This window comes from Flexistipes sp. (assembly GCF_036172515.1).
GTDB lineage: Bacteria > Chrysiogenota > Deferribacteres > Deferribacterales > Flexistipitaceae > Flexistipes.
This window is the reverse complement of sequence record NZ_JAXKVW010000010.1, coordinates 51,920-71,353: the sequence shown is the minus strand read 5'-3', so window position 1 is coordinate 71,353 and position 19,434 is coordinate 51,920. Positions and strand designations below refer to the sequence as shown.

General features: G+C 36.8%; 21 protein-coding genes. All 21 read left to right on the top strand.

Annotation, left to right across the window (positions count from 1 at the left end; genetic code table 11):
- Positions 1-7: 7 nt before the first annotated feature.
- The 21 genes from UMU13_RS08090 (at position 8) to greA (ending at position 19,429) form a co-directional block, all read left to right on the top strand.
- The gene (locus UMU13_RS08090) at positions 8-823 is read left to right on the top strand and encodes a metal ABC transporter permease (protein WP_328218325.1); all 816 of its coding nucleotides are present in this window, start codon (positions 8-10) and stop codon (positions 821-823) included.
- A 2-nt stretch (positions 824-825) separates the two neighbouring features.
- Positions 826-1,293, top strand: a complete 468-nt coding sequence (locus UMU13_RS08085; protein WP_328218323.1) for a tRNA (cytidine(34)-2'-O)-methyltransferase — start codon at positions 826-828, stop codon at positions 1,291-1,293.
- Positions 1,290-3,479, top strand: a complete 2,190-nt coding sequence (locus UMU13_RS08080; RefSeq protein WP_328218322.1) for a PAS domain-containing sensor histidine kinase — start codon at positions 1,290-1,292, stop codon at positions 3,477-3,479. Before UMU13_RS08085 ends, UMU13_RS08080 begins: the two co-directional genes overlap by 4 nt.
- Complete coding sequence (locus UMU13_RS08075) at positions 3,469-4,830, top strand: sigma-54-dependent transcriptional regulator (protein WP_328218321.1); 1,362 nt, start codon at positions 3,469-3,471, stop codon at positions 4,828-4,830. Before UMU13_RS08080 ends, UMU13_RS08075 begins: the two co-directional genes overlap by 11 nt.
- A 2-nt stretch (positions 4,831-4,832) precedes the next feature.
- Positions 4,833-5,825 (top strand): TRAP transporter substrate-binding protein, encoded by a 993-nt coding sequence (locus tag UMU13_RS08070; RefSeq protein ID WP_328218320.1) that lies wholly within the window; start codon positions 4,833-4,835, stop codon positions 5,823-5,825.
- Between the two features lie 23 nt (positions 5,826-5,848).
- Positions 5,849-6,157: a hypothetical protein gene (locus UMU13_RS08065; protein ID WP_328218319.1), complete on the top strand. Its 309-nt coding sequence runs from the start codon at positions 5,849-5,851 to the stop codon at positions 6,155-6,157.
- Positions 6,142-7,368, top strand: a complete 1,227-nt coding sequence (locus UMU13_RS08060) for a hypothetical protein (protein ID WP_328218318.1) — start codon at positions 6,142-6,144, stop codon at positions 7,366-7,368. Before UMU13_RS08065 ends, UMU13_RS08060 begins: the two co-directional genes overlap by 16 nt.
- Positions 7,369-7,377: 9 nt before the next feature.
- Positions 7,378-8,157: a 50S ribosomal protein L11 methyltransferase gene (locus UMU13_RS08055; protein WP_328218317.1), complete on the top strand. Its 780-nt coding sequence runs from the start codon at positions 7,378-7,380 to the stop codon at positions 8,155-8,157.
- Positions 8,154-8,930, top strand: a complete 777-nt coding sequence (locus UMU13_RS08050; RefSeq protein ID WP_328218316.1) for a metallophosphoesterase family protein — start codon at positions 8,154-8,156, stop codon at positions 8,928-8,930. The genes UMU13_RS08055 and UMU13_RS08050 overlap by 4 nt, the downstream gene beginning before the upstream one ends.
- On the top strand, positions 8,918-9,622 hold the full coding sequence (locus tag UMU13_RS08045) for an RsmE family RNA methyltransferase (protein WP_328218315.1): 705 nt from the start codon (positions 8,918-8,920) through the stop codon (positions 9,620-9,622). Before UMU13_RS08050 ends, UMU13_RS08045 begins: the two co-directional genes overlap by 13 nt.
- The gene (locus tag UMU13_RS08040) at positions 9,615-10,085 is read left to right on the top strand and encodes a nucleoside deaminase (protein ID WP_328218314.1); all 471 of its coding nucleotides are present in this window, start codon (positions 9,615-9,617) and stop codon (positions 10,083-10,085) included. Before UMU13_RS08045 ends, UMU13_RS08040 begins: the two co-directional genes overlap by 8 nt.
- A 362-nt stretch (positions 10,086-10,447) precedes the next feature.
- Positions 10,448-11,389 carry a DsbA family protein gene (locus tag UMU13_RS08035; RefSeq protein WP_328218313.1) on the top strand — a complete coding sequence of 314 codons (942 nt, stop codon included), beginning with the start codon at positions 10,448-10,450 and terminating at the stop codon, positions 11,387-11,389.
- Positions 11,390-11,426: 37 nt separating this feature from the next.
- Positions 11,427-12,386, top strand: a complete 960-nt coding sequence (locus UMU13_RS08030; RefSeq protein ID WP_328218312.1) for an acetyl-CoA carboxylase carboxyltransferase subunit alpha — start codon at positions 11,427-11,429, stop codon at positions 12,384-12,386.
- Complete coding sequence (gene mutL, locus UMU13_RS08025) at positions 12,373-14,097, top strand: DNA mismatch repair endonuclease MutL (RefSeq protein WP_328218311.1); 1,725 nt, start codon at positions 12,373-12,375, stop codon at positions 14,095-14,097. Before UMU13_RS08030 ends, mutL begins: the two co-directional genes overlap by 14 nt.
- Entirely contained in the window at positions 14,094-15,017 is a 924-nt protein-coding gene (miaA, locus tag UMU13_RS08020; RefSeq protein WP_328218310.1) for a tRNA (adenosine(37)-N6)-dimethylallyltransferase MiaA, read from the top strand. Before mutL ends, miaA begins: the two co-directional genes overlap by 4 nt.
- Before the next feature lie 206 nt (positions 15,018-15,223).
- The gene (gene hfq / locus UMU13_RS08015; RefSeq protein WP_328218308.1) at positions 15,224-15,448 is read left to right on the top strand and encodes an RNA chaperone Hfq; all 225 of its coding nucleotides are present in this window, start codon (positions 15,224-15,226) and stop codon (positions 15,446-15,448) included.
- Positions 15,449-15,481: 33 nt separating this feature from the next.
- Entirely contained in the window at positions 15,482-15,979 is a 498-nt protein-coding gene (locus UMU13_RS08010) for a DUF4416 family protein (protein WP_328218307.1), read from the top strand.
- A gap of 200 nt (positions 15,980-16,179) precedes the next feature.
- Positions 16,180-17,349 carry a hypothetical protein gene (locus UMU13_RS08005; RefSeq protein WP_328218306.1) on the top strand — a complete coding sequence of 390 codons (1,170 nt, stop codon included), beginning with the start codon at positions 16,180-16,182 and terminating at the stop codon, positions 17,347-17,349.
- Positions 17,346-17,654, top strand: coding sequence for an FtsB family cell division protein (locus tag UMU13_RS08000; protein ID WP_013886188.1), 309 nt, complete (start codon positions 17,346-17,348; stop codon positions 17,652-17,654). Before UMU13_RS08005 ends, UMU13_RS08000 begins: the two co-directional genes overlap by 4 nt.
- Positions 17,614-18,963, top strand: coding sequence for an exodeoxyribonuclease VII large subunit (gene xseA / locus UMU13_RS07995; RefSeq protein WP_328218305.1), 1,350 nt, complete (start codon positions 17,614-17,616; stop codon positions 18,961-18,963). The genes UMU13_RS08000 and xseA overlap by 41 nt, the downstream gene beginning before the upstream one ends.
- Entirely contained in the window at positions 18,956-19,429 is a 474-nt protein-coding gene (gene greA, locus UMU13_RS07990) for a transcription elongation factor GreA (protein ID WP_013886190.1), read from the top strand. The genes xseA and greA overlap by 8 nt, the downstream gene beginning before the upstream one ends.
- Positions 19,430-19,434: the final 5 nt, after the last annotated feature.

Genomic DNA, 19,434 nt, shown 5'->3' with positions numbered 1-19,434 from the left:
GCGGTGGTTGATTGATCTTATTCAGCTGGATTTTATAAGAAATGCTTTGTTTGCAGTTTTTCTTTGCGGGATAATGGGTGGTATTATCGGCAGTTATGTTGTAGTAAACCGTATTGTTTTTCTGGCCGGTGGAGTTGCCCACGCAAGTTTCGGCGGAATCGGTCTGGCATATCTTTTAGGAACTGCTGTTCTCCCCACCACATTTGTTTTTGCTGTTATGGTTTCTGTTCTGATAGGACTGATGACAATGAATGACAGCGAAAAAATGGATACGGTTATTGGCATCACATGGTCGGCAGGAATGGCTTTAGGGGTAGTTTTTCTCGAGTTAACACCCGGCTACAAAGGTAACCTTATGGGATATCTTTTCGGGAGTATTCTCAGCGTAAGCGAAAGTGATCTCCTTCTAATGCTTTCCTGCACTTTGGTTGTGATAATAATTGTAACAGTTTTTTACAGGAATCTTGCTATAATGTCTTTTGACAGAGAGTTTGCGGCTGCAAAGGGTATACCGGTGAAGTTTTTTCATGTTCTGATTTTGCTGCTTTTGGGTCTCGCACTTGTTGTTATGATAAGAGTATCAGGGCTTATACTGGTAATTGCATTGTTGAGCATCCCTCCGGCTATATCAGCTAAGTTTTCAAGATCATTTCTCTCCATGATCAGTTATTCCGTTATTATCAGTTTGGCTGCCGGTTACGCCGGTCTGTTTTTTTCCTATTGGTTCAGCATCTCATCGGGTGCTTCAATAATTTTATGTATGACCTTTTTTTATATTGTTGCTGATATTTTGGACAGAACTGTTTTAAAGGCGGGGATCTGAGGATGAAAATAGTATTGGTAAATCCGGAAATACCACAAAATACGGGAAATATCGCACGATTAAGCGCAGGGCTTGGAGTGGAGCTGATATTGGCAGGCAAAAGGGGGTTTTCTCTGGAAGACAGATATCTGAAGAGGGCAGGTCTTGACTATTGGGAGCATGTAAAGCTTAAATGTATCGATGATATCAATGAGCTGGAAACATTGATAAACAAAACGGAAAACACAGCTTTTATATCTAAATTCGGTCAGAAGCTTTACACTGATATTCCGATATCTGATTCCGGAGAAGCATTATTGATTTTTGGTAATGAAACAGGCGGACTTCCTTCCCGTTTTCACGAAAAGTATAACCATCTTATGTACCGAATACCCATGAGTGGTAAAATCAGAAGTCTTAATATTGCCAACAGCGTTGCTATAGTAACTTATGATTACTTCAGGAGAAACGGTTTTCATTCATTATCATGATGCATAATAATCTTTTTAAAAATATCAAACCTTTTGAAGCGATTCTTTTCCTTTTTATATTTGTCTCATTTCTTCTGACAGTGGGAATTTTTGTTGATAATAAAAGCAATGAAAAACTTTTGGATTTTATTCACAATCTTCAGAAAAAACAGCTGGAGCAAATCGCAGAAAATATAGACAGTTATACCAATAATATTTATGCATTTTTTGATAATCTGATTCTGACGAAGGCAGACAGTGATACAAAATACCCCCTCATCGTTTACAATGATGAAGGCGTGATTTACGACAATACCGGTAAACAAAATTATCCCAAACCGGAAATCGGTCTTTCGAATGAACTGGTGCTGAAATTCAGCAAAAACTTATCTTCCGGCAATATTTATTATTACCTTAGAAAAGATGGACGTATTTATTCATCATATGTTTCCATTCAATCGCTGATTTCAGATTCGAGTCCCGCTTATGCTGATGTGGTTATTTTCGATGGCGGAGAAACCCTTTATTCAGAAAATTACAAGGAATTTTTCGGAAAACTTTTCCGGCTGGATGAAGATAAATATCATTTTTTAGAGGAGGGCGGTCAGAAATTTCTTTTCAGTTCAACCGAGTTCAGGGGAGTAAATATCGGGATATACGGGGCAATGAAAAATTACTTCAGCGGCTTATCTTCCCAAAATAACGCCTTTTCCATGCCCGGAATGGTTTATGGGATAATACTCCTTCTTTTATTATTTCTGTTAAAGATTTTTATCAGCAGATTTGCTTTTGAAAAAGAAAAATTTGAGAAGCTCTTTCAACTGGAACATGAAAAATTTAAAAAGATTGTTGAAGCAATAGGTGAGGGTGTGGCTCTGATAGACAGTGATTATAATTTACTTTTTGTTAACGATTATGTGAAAAACAGGGTAGAGGGGGAGACGGAGGGGAAATGTTATTCGGTGCTGGCCGGAAGAAGCAGCCCGTGCGAGCAATGCGGGATGATGGATGTTGCTTTAAACGGAGAGTTAAAGAATGTCCGTTTTGAGAATTTCTTCAGTTGTTCAGAAGGCTATTTTGACATTATATGGACTCCTCTGTTTGATGAAAAGGGGGAAGCTGTTGCTGTTGTTGAGCTGATAAGAGACGTGACGGATGCTGTTAATATGCAGAATGCGCTGTTAAAAAGTGAGCATTATCTTAAAGAGATTATTGAGAATGCTCCTGAGCCCATTGTTTCTTTTGATGAGAACTTTAATATCAAAACATTCAGCAATGAATCATTAAAGGTTTTGAAAATAGAACCGGATAAAGTTATGAAGATTACCGATATTGTAAATGACAGTACTTTTTACGATAAGCTGGTTACTGATAAATTTGTTGATAACATGGATTTAACAATAGATTCTCATGGAAATAAAAGTCTGCAGGTGAAAACATCTGTTTCAAAAATAGAAAAAGAGTCCGGATATGAATACATAGCAATTTTTAAAGATGTTACGAAGATAAGACAGCTTGAGGTGAAACTTATTCAGTCTGAGAAACTTTCAGCACTGGGACTTTTGGCAGGAGGAGTGGCGCATGAAATCAACAATCCTCTTGTGGGTATACTCAACTTTGCCCAGCTTCTCTCCAAACGTTTCGAGTCCGGAACTTATGAAAAGAAACTTATAGATACAATAACAGAGGCCGGTGAACAGACGAAAGAGATTGTGCAGAATTTGCTTATTTTTGCCCGGCAGAAATCAGAGCAGAAAGATTACTTTGATATTAATGATTCGGCAGAGTTCGCATTGAAAATTCTGGGAAGCAGAATAAAATACAAAAATATAACTGCCGCTAACAAAATAACCAACTCTATGAGAGTTTACGGGAATAAGGGGAAAATTCATCAGGTTTTTCTAAATCTGCTTGTTAACAGTATTGATGCTGTTGACACAGGCGGCTATATAGAAATCAGCTCTGATGAAGACGAGAAGGGTAGTTTTATAAAAATTTATGACAACGGCAAAGGTATCAGCAGTAAAGTTATGGCAAAAATATTTGATCCTTTTTTTACCACAAAAAAGGTTGGACAGGGGACCGGCCTTGGATTGTTTCTGAGTCAGGCAATTCTTCATGAGCATGGCTGGGAATTTGAACTGGATTCGGTTGAAAATAAATATACATCTGTAAAAATATATCCGGGAATTGATTATGCAAACTAAGATATTTGTAGTGGATGATGAGCGTTATACACTTGATTTTTTTGAAGCTCTTTTAATTAACGAGAATGTGCAGGTGTTTAAGTTCCGCTCACCGATTGAGGCGTTTAAAGCAGTAGAGAAAAATGAGCCGGATTTGATTATCAGTGACATTGTGATGCCGGAAATGAGCGGTCTTGAGTTTCTGGAGGAACTGAACAAAAAATATCCATATATTACGGTAATTCTGGTAACCGCTTATGCCTCTATAGAAAAAGCTGTTCAGGCGATAAAAAAGGGTGCCTTTGATTTTCTTACCAAACCTTTCGATGATATTGAAGAAGTTACCATTAAAATCAAGAAAGGACTGGAAAACAGCCGACTTAAAAATCGTGTAAAGGTTTTGCAGGAAAATGTAAACGAACTGTACGGCATTGACAATATTGTTTCCAAAAGTAAAAAGATGAATGATATTCTTTCTATGGTAAAAAAGGTTTCAGGCATCAGCAGCAACATTCTTATAAGCGGTGAGTCCGGTACAGGTAAAGAGCTGATTGCAAGGTCAATTCATCAGCTGAGCAGCAGAAAAAATGAACGGTTTCTTCCAATAAACTGTGCGGCTATCCCGGAAAATCTACAGGAAAGCTTATTCTTTGGTTATGAAAAAGGCGCTTTTACCGGTGCCGATTCCCTGCACAGAGGCTATTTTGAAGAGGCTGACGGGGGAACACTTTTTTTAGATGAAATTGGTGAAACTGATCCCAATTTTCAGGTGAAGTTGTTAAGAGTGATACAAGAAAAGTCTGTTAAAAGACTGGGGGCAAACAAATCTTTGGATGTTGATGTGAGGTTGATTTGTGCCACAAACAAAAATCTGGAGAGTGAAGTAGAAAAGGGAAATTTCAGACAGGATTTGTATTACAGAATTAATGTGATTAAAATTGAGATTCCTCCATTAAGGGAGCGCGCAGAAGATGTGCCTTATCTTGTGGATTTTTTTATCAAAAGATATAACCGGGAGTTCAGCAAGAACTTGAAAGGTGCCGATTCGGGATTTATGAAGCACCTGTATGAATATGACTGGCCGGGAAATGTCCGCGAACTGGAAAATATAATCGAAAGATCCACCGCTTTGGCTGAAAAAGATTATCTCAGTGTGGATAATTTACCGGAAACTTTTTTCTCAAACAGCAATTCAGGGGGACGGTTTTCCGGGGACAGCCTGAAATATAAAGATGCAAGGGATGAGTTTGAAAAAAGTTATTTGAAAAGATTACTTGAATTGTCAGATAATAATATAACAAGGGCAAGTAAGCTTGCCGGTGTGGATCCAGCCACTATGCATCGCAAAGTTAACAAATATCTGAAGGAATAGAAGTGATAAAAAAAGGCGCATTGATATTTTTTGTTGTTTTTCTGCTTGTATTGCCTTTCACAGCACATACTGAAAATTTCACCATAAGGTTTTCCCATGTGGTAAGTGAAAACAGTCCAAAAGGAAGAGCTATAAATTATTTCAAAAATACATTGGAAAAACGCACAAAGGGTCGAATTAAAGTTAAGGTATATCCTGCAGGAATCCTTTTGGATGATATTGCTGCTGTTGGTGCCGTGAAAAACAACATAATCCAGATGGCATCACCGGCTTTTTCAAAACTCGGCTTGTATGTCAGAGATTTTCAGGTGTTTGATATCCCGTATCTTTTTGAAAATAAAGATGAAATACACAATGCTTATACCGGCGAAATCGGTGATATTTTGAAAAAAAAATCACTTTCGGCGGGTTTTCGTCTTTTATCTTTTTGGGATAACGGGTTTAAGGTGATTACTAATAACAGCCGTCCGATATCAGTACCTGAGGATATGAAAAATCTTATTTTCAGAACTATGGGAAGTGAAGTACTTGCGCTGCAGTTCCAACTTTGTGATGCTATAGCTTATTCTTATCCTTTCAGCAGCGTTTACGATCTGTTGAAGGAGGGCGTTGTGGACGGACAGGAAAACACTTTCAACAATATCTATTCCCAAAAAATTCATGAAGTACAGCGTTATATGACGATTTCCGATCACGGTTATCTGGGATACGGTGTGATAATATCGCCACAATTCTGGAAAAAGCTCCCCGTCAGTGATAGAAAACTCATAAAAGATGTTTTAAGAAAGACCACGTCTCTGGAACACAAACTTGCTGCAAAACAGAATTTTAATGATTTTTACCGGATAAAAAATGATACATCATCAAAAATTAAAATAAAGGCACTTAAAAAGAAAGAAAAAGAAAAATGGGAGAATTTTTTCAAAAAACATTACAATGAATTTTCTCAAATAGTTTCCGATGACATATTTAGTGAGGCTTTGAAATTAAACTGATAACTTATTGCATTTTTTTTGCCATGTGTGTGTATGCCGCTCTTGAAATTTTTCATGCCATACTGCCGGTGTTATCCTACGGTTTTTTCCGAATCTCCAATCTTTTGGGATCAGTACTGATTTTGCTGATTATGGCAATTCCAATAGTTTTACTAAGGTATTATGAACTGAAAATATCCCCGTTTAATTTTAAATACGTTTCTCACATTAATTTAGGAATTGTTGGGCTGTTTGTCCTGTTTATGTTTTACAGCTTCCCCATTTATATGGCTGCAGCTTTAATATGTTTTATAATTCTCGTTTTAAATGGTAAAAGATGGAATATTACTTAATTTTTATTATAAGTGTTATAATTTTTAGCTTTGTAGGATTGAACCTTTTCAGCGTACTTATACTTACCATTGGCGCTTATGCATTCATGGCTGGGTTTGATTTAAATCAGCTTTCTTTTTTATTGTTTAACAATGCAATGAATTTAAAAGACAAGTCGGAGATTGTAGCAATACCCTTTCTTCTTGCTGCATCAGAAATGCTGGTTAATTTCGGTTATTTTGGCAGATTGAAAAGGTTTCTTTTTTGTAAAAAAAACATGAAATTCTGGTCATTTTTCCTTTTTTTCATATTTTCATCTATTCCTGCAGGCTCCAGCCTTATTTACAACAGAATACTCAAAGAAAATTTTAGTCTTGCTGAATTCGGAGGAGACAGGGATGGACATCTAAAGGCAAATTTTTTTCTCTCTGCACTGAGTTTTATAATGCCTGTATCGATTCCAGTTATTATTATAGCGTCACTGCTTAATGTTTCTTTAAAAGCCGTAATATTTTTTACCCTTATTTTAACGATAGCGGTGTTTGTTCTGTATTATTTTATTTTTATACGCAGATATCTGACAGTTATGACATCTGATGAAAAGGAGACATTGACGGGAATATTGCCGGTGGTTATATTTGTAATACTCTTTTTTTACCTGATTTATGCTGTATCATTTCCTGTAAATGTAACTGCAGAGATACTTTTTTTTACAACCTTGATTTTTGTTTTTCTTCAAAACAAAAGAGATTTTCCGGGTAAACTTTTGGTTTCGATAAAGAATACCATTTTAAGGAGCGGAGTCCTTATCTCCTTGGTTTATTTGATTGGTATAATAAATTTTTTTCATATTTACACCGGTGCCTCAGGAGAGCTTTTTGACTATCTTCTTTTTTCTTTTGCTAACAGCTCATATCTTATCATTTCTGTTTTTATTATTGCATTTTTACTTCTTGAATTGATTGATCCCCTGGGAATACTTCTTATTTTATACCCGATCTATTATTCTTTGCTTGGCACATATGATATAAGTTATATTGTGTTTATTGTCTCTTTTACATTTTTTGTTTCACTGGGGCTTATGAGCAACATCTCAGGGCTGCCCGGGAATTTTTACAGAAATGCTTATAACTTAAATTCGGCTGATATTTATCAGATATTTTTGTTTGAATATTTTATTATTGTAGTAGTAAGTTTTTTTACTCTGAGCTTTTTCGGAAGCTTTCTATAGGAGCGGTGCGTGTACAAATATATTTTAAAGATTATAAGTGATGATTTGTATGAGGAGCTTGAAAATAAAAATTTAACAGTAGTTGAGGACAATTTCGACGGTGAACCTTCCTTTTATATTTATACTGATGAAAGAATAGACGATTTTTTAAAAGGGATGAATGTAGATTTTAATGTTGAAATATTAGAAGATGCTGACTGGCAGAATTACTGGAAAAAGTTTCTTAAACCGTCCCTGTTGACGGAAGGGGTCAGCTGTTATTATGATGAAAATGAAAAAATTCCGGCTTCTCAATCAATAAAGCTGGTACCGGCTATGGCTTTCGGAACCGGCACCCATCCTACTACAAGACTTTCAGCAGCCCTTATCAGAGATTTAGCTGATGGACGGAGCTTTCTGGATGTTGGCTGCGGAAGCGGTATACTTTCAATTCTTGCTTTCGTATCGGGAGCGAGAACAATATATTCTTTTGACAACGATCCTGCAGCTGTCTTAAATGTAAAAATTAATATGCAGCTGAATGGAATGTGTTGTGATAGTTTATGGTGCGGTGATTTTCGTTCTTTGCAAAAGAACGTATGTTTTGACGTTGTGTGTGCAAACATTATTTCCTCTGTACTTTATGAAATCAACCAAAGTCTGCTTGAACATGCAAAATCTGATATTATATTGTCAGGTATTATGAAAGATGAAATCGATGAATTTATTAATACTTTTAATTTCGGTGATTATAATGTGGAAAATATAATTTTTGAAGGCAACTGGGCGGCATTGAGGATTAAAAAATGATAGCTGTAATCGGGGATGTACACGGTTGTATAAAGACTCTCAGTGAACTGACTGAGAGGTTACTAAAAAAATATGATATAAATAAATTTATCTTTATAGGTGATCTGATCGACAGAGGGCCTGCTTCATCTGAAGTGTTGATGTTTGTGCAGAATTTAAAAAGAGAATATCCTCTTGAGCTGCTCAGAGGCAATCATGAGGATATGATGCTGGATTTTGCTGCCGGAGTTAAGCATTACGGAAACACAGACTGGTTAAATAACGGGGGGATTGAGGCAATCAAATCAATCTCCGGAGAAATTCTTTTTGAAAAATTTTCAAATGGTGAGTATATATTTGAGGAATTTTCCCTCCACTTGCAAAAATTCGAATACCTGCTGTCTTCAATAAAAAATTACTTGGTGGTAGAGCTGAAAGAAAATAAGCTTCTTCTCAGCCATGCCGGAGTGAGTGATTTTTCTCTGCCTCCTGAAAGGCAGATGGATTATCTCCCTGAAGATCTGCGGCTAGTAAAATATCCCTTTATATGGGACAGAAGTGTTGACTCCAAAAGGGAAAAATATTTTGATTATATAGTGGTTCACGGTCATACGCCCGTCCTTAAATTGACGGGATACGCAGAATCAGGTAAACCTTTTTTCAATAAAGACATGGATGATGAAATTGTGAGTATTAATATAGATACCGGGTGTGTATATGGAGGCAGTCTTTCGGCACTTGTGACAGATGATGGGAAAACTTTTGATTTTGAGGCTGTTGCATGCAGGGATTAAAAAGGTTTTATTATAATGTCCCTTTTTCTGATGAGCTTGCTCTCGAGGGTGAAATTTTCAATCATTTAAAAAATGTTTTAAGATGTTCTGCCGGTGAAGAGATTTTAGTGTATAATGATAAAAATATCGCAAGATACAGGGTAGATTCGCTTAATAAGAGAAGAATTAGTGCCCATCTTCTTGAAAAAAAAACGCAAATTAATCCTGATTTCATTCTGCATGTTTATCTGGCAGTCATGAAAAACAGGTATATGGACAACATAATCCAGAAGCTCGGTGAGATTGGCATTACAAAACTTATTCCGGTGTATACGGAGAACTCAACTGCCAGAGTTAATGATAAAACTTATTCAAGATATAAGGACCTTTTAATTAAAGGGGCTCTGCAGGCTGAATTAGATTTTCTTCCCGCTCTGGAAAATGCCGTTGAAATTCATCAGATAAATCCTGAGTGCGAGACGAATTTACTGTTTGCTGCCAGAAGAGCAGAAACGGAAATTCCCGTGATTACATCAAAAAGCGTATCTCTTTTTTTGGGACCCGAAGGCGGTTTTACTGAAAGGGAAATGAAGTTTTTGTCTGAGAAAGGTTTCTCAATAGTATCTCCTGCATCTTCTGTATTAAAAGCTGAAACGGCAGCTGTTGTCTTTACCGGTATGGTTAAGATTTTGATGGAGAATACATGTGTCTGAAAATTTCGATTTAAATGATAAAAAATTTATGGATGAAGCAGTGAAACTTGCCTTTAAAGCTTTTCGCTCAGGAGATGTACCTGTAGGTGCGGTTGTGGTAAAAGAGGGTGAAATTATCGGCAGAGGCTTTAATAAGAAAGAACTGACAAGTGATGCTTCGGCTCACGCTGAAATGCTTGCACTTCAGGAGTCTGCAAGATATCTCGGTGACTGGAGGTTGAATTCGTGTGTATTATACTCAACCACAGAGCCTTGTATCATGTGTGCCGGTGCTATTCTGCATTTCAGAATAAGTGAGGTTGTCTTCGGAATCAGTGAGCCTAAATTCGGGGGCGTGTTGAGTAATGTCAATTTGTTTGATCTGGATACACTGAATCATAGTGTAAAATACCGCTATGGTCTTGAATCGGAGACAATCACAAAGTTAATGAAGGATTTTTTCAGGAAAATACGAGACAGCTGAAATAGTTTTTGATTTTGAACATTGAAACCACTTCACACCCATCATTAATTACGCATTATTTGTTACTTACAAGCACGCAAATGAATTTCTTTGCAAATCCGGTAAGTTATGATAATATTAAAGATTCAAGCTTCGCACTTACACTGTTTTCACGTCTTTGCGAGGAGTGAAAACGACGAAGCAATCTCTCTACTTTTCTTGTTTTGAGATTGCCACAACCCTGTTTCCACAGGGTTTCGCAATGACAAAACGAAGTGCGAAACTTGAGTTAAAGGTTGTAATTTTTTTTAAATAATCATAAATAGTTGCTGAACTAATGATTATAATTGCTATCTTAATAAAAAACAAAAAGAGGAGTTTTTATGTCACAAAAAACTGTTAGGTCAAATAATAATGATTATGTCAAATCAGAGGGACGTTTTACCAAAATCTTTGGAATATTTAAAATAAGGAGACTGATTACCATTGTACTTGCTGCGGCATTCTTTGCCAGCATTGCCATTGCAAATGCCAATGCCTCTGAATTGGATAAGCTAAAAAACACTATTGAGAATAATTTCAGTGAAAATTTGCAGAAAAGAGGAATGAGTGGTATCAAACTGGATGTTGAAATACTGAAACAGCTGGAAATGCTGGATGGTTTTTATTTTGTAAAAGTAAACATTAACGACGAAGCGAGAGGCAAAAAAGCCACGGATTATATAATAACCAACGGCACATATCTTCTCCCTGATGTAATTAACATAAGTGAAGGAAAAAGTTTAAAATCCAATATGGCTTTTCTCTATGATACATATGATGTTCCGACGAAAGGCCTTTCCCTGATATACGGAAGCAGGGATGCCAAAAATGTCATTGTCGATATAAGCGATTTTCAGTGTCCCTATTGCAGAAAGGCACATGACTATATTAAGGAAAAGGTAAAGGGAATGGATGATGTGGCAATTTATGTAGCACATATGCCGCTTAAAATTCACGATAAGGCAGTAATTTATGCGAAAATATTTGAAGCCGGTAAAATAATGGGTAAAAATTTCTCCGATGAGCTTTACAGCGGGAAATATGATAGTATGACAAAGGATAAAATCATTGAAACTTTTGCCGAAAAAAGCGGCGACAAAAAGAGATTTAAGAAATTATTGGATTCTGAGCAGGTACAGCAAAAGCTTAACCGTGGTAAGGAGATTGCCCGTAAAATGGGGGTAAACTCAACGCCGGTACTGTTTTTTAACGGAAGAAAAGTTGAGGGTTATAACACTGACCTGATGGATAAAGGGCTTGAGCTTTTTAAAAACAACAATTAATCTCGTAACATTTATTTTGAACAAGTCGGGGTGATTTATGGCAGTACAACCGTTGGAATTTGAAACACCTATTTTTGAGCTTGAAAAGAAGATTGATGAACTGAAAAATATGTCATCGCTGTCAGATCAGGATATGAAGCATGAGCTTAACAGCCTGGAAAAGAAGCTGGAAAAGGTTAAAAGCAATATATATAAATCTCTGACGGCTCCGCAAAAGGTTTTGGTGGCAAGACACCCCCAAAGACCTTATCTGCTGGATTATATTAAAATGCTTTTTACAGATTTTGTAGAACTTCACGGAGACAGAAATTTTCGTGATGATCCTGCAATCATTAGCGGTATGGCTAAGTTTGAAGGAGAACCGGTTGTTGTTGTGGGGCATCAGAAAGGTAGAAACACCAAGGAAAATATACACAGAAATTTTGGGATGGCACATCCGGAAGGTTACCGCAAAGCATTGAGAATTTTTGAAATGGCTGAAAAATATAACCGGCCTATCATATCTTTTATCGATACACCCGGAGCTTTCCCCGGTATAGGTGCTGAAGAGAGAGGACAGGCAGAGGCAATCGCCAGGAACTTAAAAGAGATGGCCGGGCTAACTGTTCCTTTTATTTCTGTTATTTCCGGTGAAGGGGGCAGTGGAGGTGCTCTTGGTATAGCCATGGGAAATCGGGTGCTTATGTTTGAGCATTCAATTTACGCCGTGATAAGTCCTGAAGGGTGCGCATCTATACTTTGGAAGGACGCGAGTTATTCCGGAAAAGCAGCAGAGGCTTTGAAACTGACTGCTCAGGATTTAAAAAAACTAAATGTTATCGATGAAATTATACAGGAACCTCTTGGTGGTGCACACAGAGATTATATAACTACGGCAGAAAATGTGAGACAGGCTTTAATCAAACATTTGGGAGAACTCAAACAGCTTTCGCCTGAAAGACTGTTTGAATACCGATGTGAAAAATATATGGCAATGGGGGTATTTGCTGAACAATAGCAGCGAGATTTTTCAGCTCTCCGGGGATGTATCCAACAAAATAGCTGCCGGCGAGGTTGTAGAAAGACCGGTAAATGTTGTTAAAGAGCTTGTTGAGAATGCTGTTGATGCCTCAGCTGAAAAGATTACAGTTGAGATTGCTGAAGGCGGATTAAATCTAATAAAGGTTATGGACGACGGGAAAGGCATTTTCCCGGAAGATATCGAAAAAACTATAGACAGATTTGCCACCAGTAAAATAAGAGATATTAACGATGTCTATGAACTTTCTTCATTTGGTTTCAGAGGAGAGGCTCTTGCTGCAATAAGTTCCGTTTGCGATTTTTCCCTTATTTCTAAAAGAAAAGGACATGACTGTCTGGAGCTTAAAAGCAGCTTTGGAGGACAGCCGGTGGTGAAACCGGCAGCCGGAATTGAAGGAACTATTGTTACCGTCAAAAATCTTTTCGGTAATCTTCCCGCAAGACGTAAATTTCTTAAATCATCCAGTGCTGAACAAAGGGAAATTGTTAAGTTTATCCGCCATTTTATGCTTACCAATTATCATCTGTCTCTGCGTTTAATTGTGGATGAAAAGGAATTCTTTCTTTTCCCGAAGAATGAGTCAATGTTAGATAGAGCTAGAAAAATTTTCAAAGAAAAAAAAATCGTCCATTTGACAAACAAATATGAAAACTTAAAGATAGAGGCCGTAATATCTACACCGGAAGTGCAGAAGTTTCGCAGAGATAACATCGTATTAAGTGTGAACGGACGGGTTATTAAAGATAACATGCTGACTCAGGCTGTAATTCAGGCTTATAAAAGACTTATTCCGGAGGGTAAATTTCCTTTAGCTGCAATTCGGTTGGACATTTCTCCGAGTTACATGGATGTTAATGTCCATCCGGCGAAGCTGTTTGTAAAGTTTTTGAATTCCGGAGAGATTTTTTCATTCGTATATGACAGTATACTTGAGAAACTGGAATCTTTAACTCCGCATAGTTACGATTCTGATAATTACACAAATTTATCAGACACAGATGAGAACAGGATAAAATCTTTCCAATACAGCTATAACCCTGAGGAGCAGGTAAGTGTGTCAGATTTTCTTACTGCTGCGGATACTTCTGTCAGCTCAGATGAATCTGACAATATGGAAGAAGTTTACGGTTATGATTTCAGAATAATCGGACAGCTTTTTAATACTGTGATAATATGTGAATTTGACGATTTCTTTTATATGATAGACCAGCATATTGCCCATGAGCGGATATTATATGAGAAATATAAATCGGAGTCTTCCGTTGACACAGCATCCGTAGTTTTGTCAGAACCACTGGTTATGAATCTGGGTGAAGAGGAGTTGGAAATACTGAATAATAATAAGCACGTATTGTGTGATTTTGGTTTTGATTTTGAGAGCTTTGGCGGAGAAACAGTAAAATTCAACAAACTTCCGTCGGAAATTTTAAACAAAGATGTGGTTTCAGAAATAAAGACTATACTGGAAGAAACAAGCCGGTTGAGCAGAAAGGGGCTTAAAGATTCCAGTCTTGTGGTAATGTCTTGTAAATCCGCAATAAAGGCCGGGGAGAAATTGAGCAGGTATGAAATGAGTCATCTTGTTAATGAGCTGCTAAAGACAAAAAATCCATTCACATGTCCTCATGGCAGGCCCATTATCGTAAAACAGAATAAAGAGGAATTGTTCAAAAACTTTCACCGATGAAAAGAATCCCTATAATCACAGGTGTAACAGCCACCGGAAAAACAGCCTTTGTAAGCAAGCTGGGAGAGAGGATTCCTGTTGAGGTAATTAATGCGGATGCCTTCCAGGTGTATAAATATATGGATATAGGTACGGCAAAACCTGCCAAAAAAGAGCTGTCCGAAGTGAAGCACCATCTCATTGACATTTTGTATCCCGATGAGCATTATTCCGCCGGAATTTTCTTTCAGAAAGCCCAACAGCTTATTGCTGAGATTATTAACAGAGGGAAGATCCCTGTTATAATCGGAGGAACCGGTTTGTATGTGGAAACGCTGATTAACGGTATTTTTAACGGTCCCGGAAAAAATACCAAGCTTAGAGAAGATTATCAAACAGAGATTAAAAAAAGCGGAATAAGTAGTTTGTACAAAAGACTTGAAATGATTGATCCGGATTATGCAGCCAGAATTTCCGCCAATGATAAGAACAAAATTATCCGGGCTCTGGAAGTTTACGATCTCAGCGGTTTGAATTTTACACGCTCCCACGAACTTTTTCATCAGCCGCCGAAGTTCGAATACGACGTTTTAGTTTTTACAACTGAAAGAAGCGTACTTTATGAGCGTATTAATAACCGCGTTGATAAAATGTTTGAAAGAGGCTGGGTTGAAGAGGTGCAAAAACTGCTTGACTTGGGCTATTCGACCGATATGCAGTCGTTCTGTGCAATAGGATACAGAGAAACAGTCAGATATCTCGATGGAGAAATATCTTTTGATGAGTTGTTAAAAACAATAAAGAAACGGACGAGAAATTTTGCGAAAAGACAGCTGACATGGTTCAGGCATATGAGGGATCTGAAATATATCGACGTATTGGACAGATTGGCGATGAAAGAGCTGGAAGATTATATTGCGGAAAATTATCAACAGTTTTAAACAGTTATAAAATTTTTATAAATGTGAAAATTTTACAGGGTTGTGAAGAAAAAAGTATTGAAGGTTATTTATTAATAGTTTATGATTATTAATAGCCAGGCGATGTTTTTTTATTGAAAAAATATCCGGAAATGTTTAAATATTAAAGCAATGAGAGATAAACAATCCTTTATTTTTAAGGATATAAAATGTTGTGAGGGGATCTGATGGGTAAAAAAGTGAATATTCAGGACGTATTTCTTAATTATGTTAGGAAAAAAAGAATTACCGTGACCGTTTATTTGATTAATGGTGTTAAGCTTGAGGGCGTGGTAAAAGGCTTTGATAATTTTGTGATAATAATAAAAGATGATTCACAAAAGATGATTTATAAGCACGCAATATCAACGATAACCCCTTCAGTTGAGATTGAAGATATTGAAATTGAGTAACTTTGCAGGCGGATAATGGTATATGGAGGGGGGGTGCGCAAACCTCTGAAAGTTGTCGTTTTTAATGCAGTACTTTATAATGAAGATTATATCAAAGAGCCTGATAAACACTTAGATACCCTTTTTGGAAATCCGGTTTGTAAAAGTGATACATTTTCCTTTGACCACACATCCTATTACACCCCTGAAATGGGTGAAAATCTTAAAAAATATTTTGCAGGATATGATTTCTTTATTTATCCCGATGAAATAAAGAATCTGAAAATTTCATCAGTGGATTTGGAAAGATCTTTTATGGTTGACGGCAAAAGGTTACTGAATGTAGATCCCGGTTATGTTGCCCTGGAAAAAATTGTGGCTGCCAGCACAAAAAATTTTTCACACCGTATATACATAGGCTCTAATATTTATGCTGACTTGCAGCTTTTCAGAAAAAAAGGGAAATACCGAAGTTTACCGTGGACTTTTTTTGACTATAAACTTGATTTTGTGTTAAAATTTTTTGATAATATGCGTCTTAATCTGTTATAATCTCTTTCATTGATATTGCTTATCAAAAGGAATAAATTATTCATAATCTAACCTAATGAAAGATAAGTGTGTTTTACGTTGAGCGGAAAAGATAAGAATATGAATCAGGTTTTGATGCGTGTTAAAATCAGTTATGAGATCTTTGAGTCATGGAATTATTCAAAGGTGTGAGTTTATGAATATATCAGGTGGTATGATTTGTGGCTGTTGAATATACGGAGCTGTTAAATCAGCTGAAAAACAAGAAAAATCTGAATGACGATGAAATGCATCTTTTAAAAAGTATGCTCACCCTTAAAACTGACCTTTCCGCCCATATTCATATTTTTAAGAAGTTTCATATTTTGGATAATATTACCGCAGAAATGTACTCAGGCAAGTCCACTGAAAATCAGGTGAGATCAATTTTGACCGGCGATATTCCCATTCACTATGATTATTATCCTGTTGTGGTTTTCCTTGTTTTAAGGAATTACCGAAACCAGCTGAAAGAGCTTTACGATTTTTTAAACAGGCTTAAGGGTGATATTTTAAAAGATATTATAACGAGCCCTTATTTTGAAGGTAAATATATACAATATTTAACCAGATTGATGAAAAATAATGATGCATTTGTTTCCGTGCTGATTTCCCAGGGTAAAATTAATGAAGTTCTTGTGAAACAACTGGCTAAATCCACAAATTCAGATGTGCTTTTTCGTATTGCCAATCTGAAAATTATACTTGAAAATAACCGGGATATTATTAATGAACTTTTGATGAATCCTTATACACCGGATGATTCACTTGTTTATCTTAAGCAGATTAAATATGAGTTGAGCCTCAATGAAGCTTTGAAAAGTGCTGTTGAAACAGAGGAAATGGATGAGACGGAAGAGGAAAAGAAGAAAGTTCCTGAAACACTGAAAAAAGAAGTGGAAAAAAGAGTTGAAGGTGAAAATAAAGAAATAGAAGAAAATCTATATCAGAAAATATTAAATATGAAGCCTGTTGAAAAAATAAAGCTTGCACTAAAAGGTAATAAATCAGCACGGGGACTATTGCTTAAGGATTCCAATAAGCAAATTTCTTTAACTGTGCTAAAAAACCCAAGAATTACTGAAGATGAAATTGAATCACTTGTAAAGAGTAAGTCTACGCCGGAGCATCTGATTAGGGAAATTTCAAGAAATAGAAATTTTATGCAGGAATATGATATAAAAAAGGGGATGGTAATGCATCCCAAAACGCCCCTTGAGATTAGTATGAGACTGATAAATCATCTTTATGTAAAAGACATTGAGCAAATATCCAAATCGCGCGAAGTTCCTTCTGCACTTAAAAATCAGGCTCTCAGGCTGTTCATGACAAAATCCGGAGCTAAAAAATGAAACATAATATATTATATTTCGGCCTTGTGGCTGCCCTGCTGTTATATCTTTTCTTTGGTAACAGAGGGATAATCGAATATCACAATTTGCTCGAAATTAGAAACAGGTACCAGCAGAAGGTTGATAATCTGACTGAAAGTATAAAGTCACTGGAACGTGAGCTTATGCTTATCAGGCAGGACGAAGAGTATTTGGAAGCATTGATCAGACGGGAACTTAATATGAAAAAACCCGGAGAAGATTTGTATATTCTGAAGGATAAGAATGAAGACTTACACAGTAACAGAGATAACAAAAGCAATTAAAAATCTCATCCAACAGACATTTAGCTCCCCTGTAATCGTTACAGGTGAAGTATCCAATTTCAGCATTTCACCTGCAGGGCATCAGTATTTTATTCTTAAGGACGAAAGCTCACAGATCAAATGTGTATTCTTCAAACGTTACAATTTGCTGAACAGGGATTATTCGATAAAAAACGGCGATAAGGTTTCTGTTTATGGTGATTTAAGTGTTTTTGAAGCAGGCGGGAATTATCAGATTGTTGCCAAAAAGATTGAATACAGCTCCGAAGGGGAGTTTTATAAAAAATTTGAGGAAACCAAGAAAAAACTTGAGCAGGAAGGTCTTTTCCATGAAGATTTGAAAAAACCTGTTCCTACTTTTGTAAAGAAAATAGCTGTTGTTACATCTCCCTCCGGAGCAGCTATCAGAGATTTCATCATAACGACAAAACGTAATAACGCTGCTTTTGAAATAGATGTTTGGCCGACTACTGTGCAGGGCGCTTCAGCTGCAGGTGAGATTGAAAAAAATATCCTCAAAGCCGGCAGCCGGGGCGATGAGTATGATGCTCTGGTTTTGATGAGAGGAGGCGGGTCATTGGAAGATTTGGCTGTTTTTAATGAAGAGAATGTCGCCAGAGCGTTGAGAAAAATTGAGGTTCCAACGATCTCAGCTATAGGTCATCAACGTGATTTTACCATTTGTGATTTTACCGCTGATTTAAGGGTTGCAACACCGACTGCAGCAGCTTCCTATTTATCCGAGGGGTATATCTATTATAATAAGAATTTAACGGAATTTTATAAACGTCTTTCAAGATATATGGAGCAGGTCATTATCTCCCGCAGTCAGAAATTAGACAACTATATGGCTGTTTTGAATAAAAACTCTCCGTATAACAGGATTAGTCTATATCGAAGTGAACTGGAAAGAAGCAGACAATTAATGATAAACAATCTCAGAAATAAGGTGCAGGATGGATACAGCCGTTTAAAACTCTGCGATGTTTTTCTTGCATCAAAAAAACCTGCAAATGTTGTGAGGGAAAAGAGAAGTGAAGTTGAAAGATTTAAAAATTATCTGTTGAGAAGTGTAACAAATAGGTTAAACTATGATAATGAACGCTTAAAAGGTGTTTTCGGAAGACTGAAAACAATGAATCCGGAAAACGTTATTTCCAGGGGTTATGCTCTGGTGTATAAAGAGGGATTTGTTGTTGAGTCTTTAAACTCGATAAAACTTGATGATGAGGTTGAAATTCGCATGAAAGGTGGATATATTAACGCCTTTGTCACAGGTAAAAAACATTTGGAGGATACCAATGGATAGAATTCCTATTACAAAAGAAGGTTTTCAAAAAATAAAGGAAGAACTTGAAAGACTTAAGACGAAAGAGCGTAAAGATGTTGTTGAGGCTATAAAAGAAGCGAGAGCCCACGGCGATCTTAGTGAAAATGCGGAATATGATGCGGCAAAAGACCGCCAGGGTATGCTGGAAGCTAAAATTGCTGAACTTGAATCGAAAATGTCTAAGTTTGAGGTCATTGATACGAAAAACCTTAAAGGTGATAAGGTAGTATTCGGTGCAACGGTTAAAATTGAAAATGTCGAAACCGATGAAATAAAAGAATACCGGATTGTCGGCCCTGATGAATCCGATATTTCCAAGGGTGATATTTCAGTCCTTTCCCCCCTTGCAAGGGCGTTGGTAGGGAAAAAAGTCGGTGATGAGACAGTAGTAAACGCCCCCGGCGGGGAAATTGAATATGAAATAGTAGAAATAAATTTTGAATAATTTCT

Coding starts and splice junctions, on each gene's coding strand:
- UMU13_RS08085 (WP_328218323.1), top strand. CDS start 826: ATGAAAATAGTATTGGTAAATCCGGAAATACCACAAAATACGGGAAAT.
- UMU13_RS08080 (WP_328218322.1), top strand. CDS start 1,290: ATGATGCATAATAATCTTTTTAAAAATATCAAACCTTTTGAAGCGATT.
- UMU13_RS08075 (WP_328218321.1), top strand. CDS start 3,469: ATGCAAACTAAGATATTTGTAGTGGATGATGAGCGTTATACACTTGAT.
- UMU13_RS08065 (WP_328218319.1), top strand. CDS start 5,849: ATGTGTGTGTATGCCGCTCTTGAAATTTTTCATGCCATACTGCCGGTG.
- UMU13_RS08060 (WP_328218318.1), top strand. CDS start 6,142: ATGGAATATTACTTAATTTTTATTATAAGTGTTATAATTTTTAGCTTT.
- UMU13_RS08050 (WP_328218316.1), top strand. CDS start 8,154: ATGATAGCTGTAATCGGGGATGTACACGGTTGTATAAAGACTCTCAGT.
- UMU13_RS08045 (WP_328218315.1), top strand. CDS start 8,918: ATGCAGGGATTAAAAAGGTTTTATTATAATGTCCCTTTTTCTGATGAG.
- UMU13_RS08035 (WP_328218313.1), top strand. CDS start 10,448: ATGTCACAAAAAACTGTTAGGTCAAATAATAATGATTATGTCAAATCA.
- UMU13_RS08030 (WP_328218312.1), top strand. CDS start 11,427: ATGGCAGTACAACCGTTGGAATTTGAAACACCTATTTTTGAGCTTGAA.
- miaA (WP_328218310.1), top strand. CDS start 14,094: ATGAAAAGAATCCCTATAATCACAGGTGTAACAGCCACCGGAAAAACA.
- hfq (WP_328218308.1), top strand. CDS start 15,224: ATGGGTAAAAAAGTGAATATTCAGGACGTATTTCTTAATTATGTTAGG.
- UMU13_RS08000 (WP_013886188.1), top strand. CDS start 17,346: ATGAAACATAATATATTATATTTCGGCCTTGTGGCTGCCCTGCTGTTA.
- xseA (WP_328218305.1), top strand. CDS start 17,614: ATGAAGACTTACACAGTAACAGAGATAACAAAAGCAATTAAAAATCTC.
- greA (WP_013886190.1), top strand. CDS start 18,956: ATGGATAGAATTCCTATTACAAAAGAAGGTTTTCAAAAAATAAAGGAA.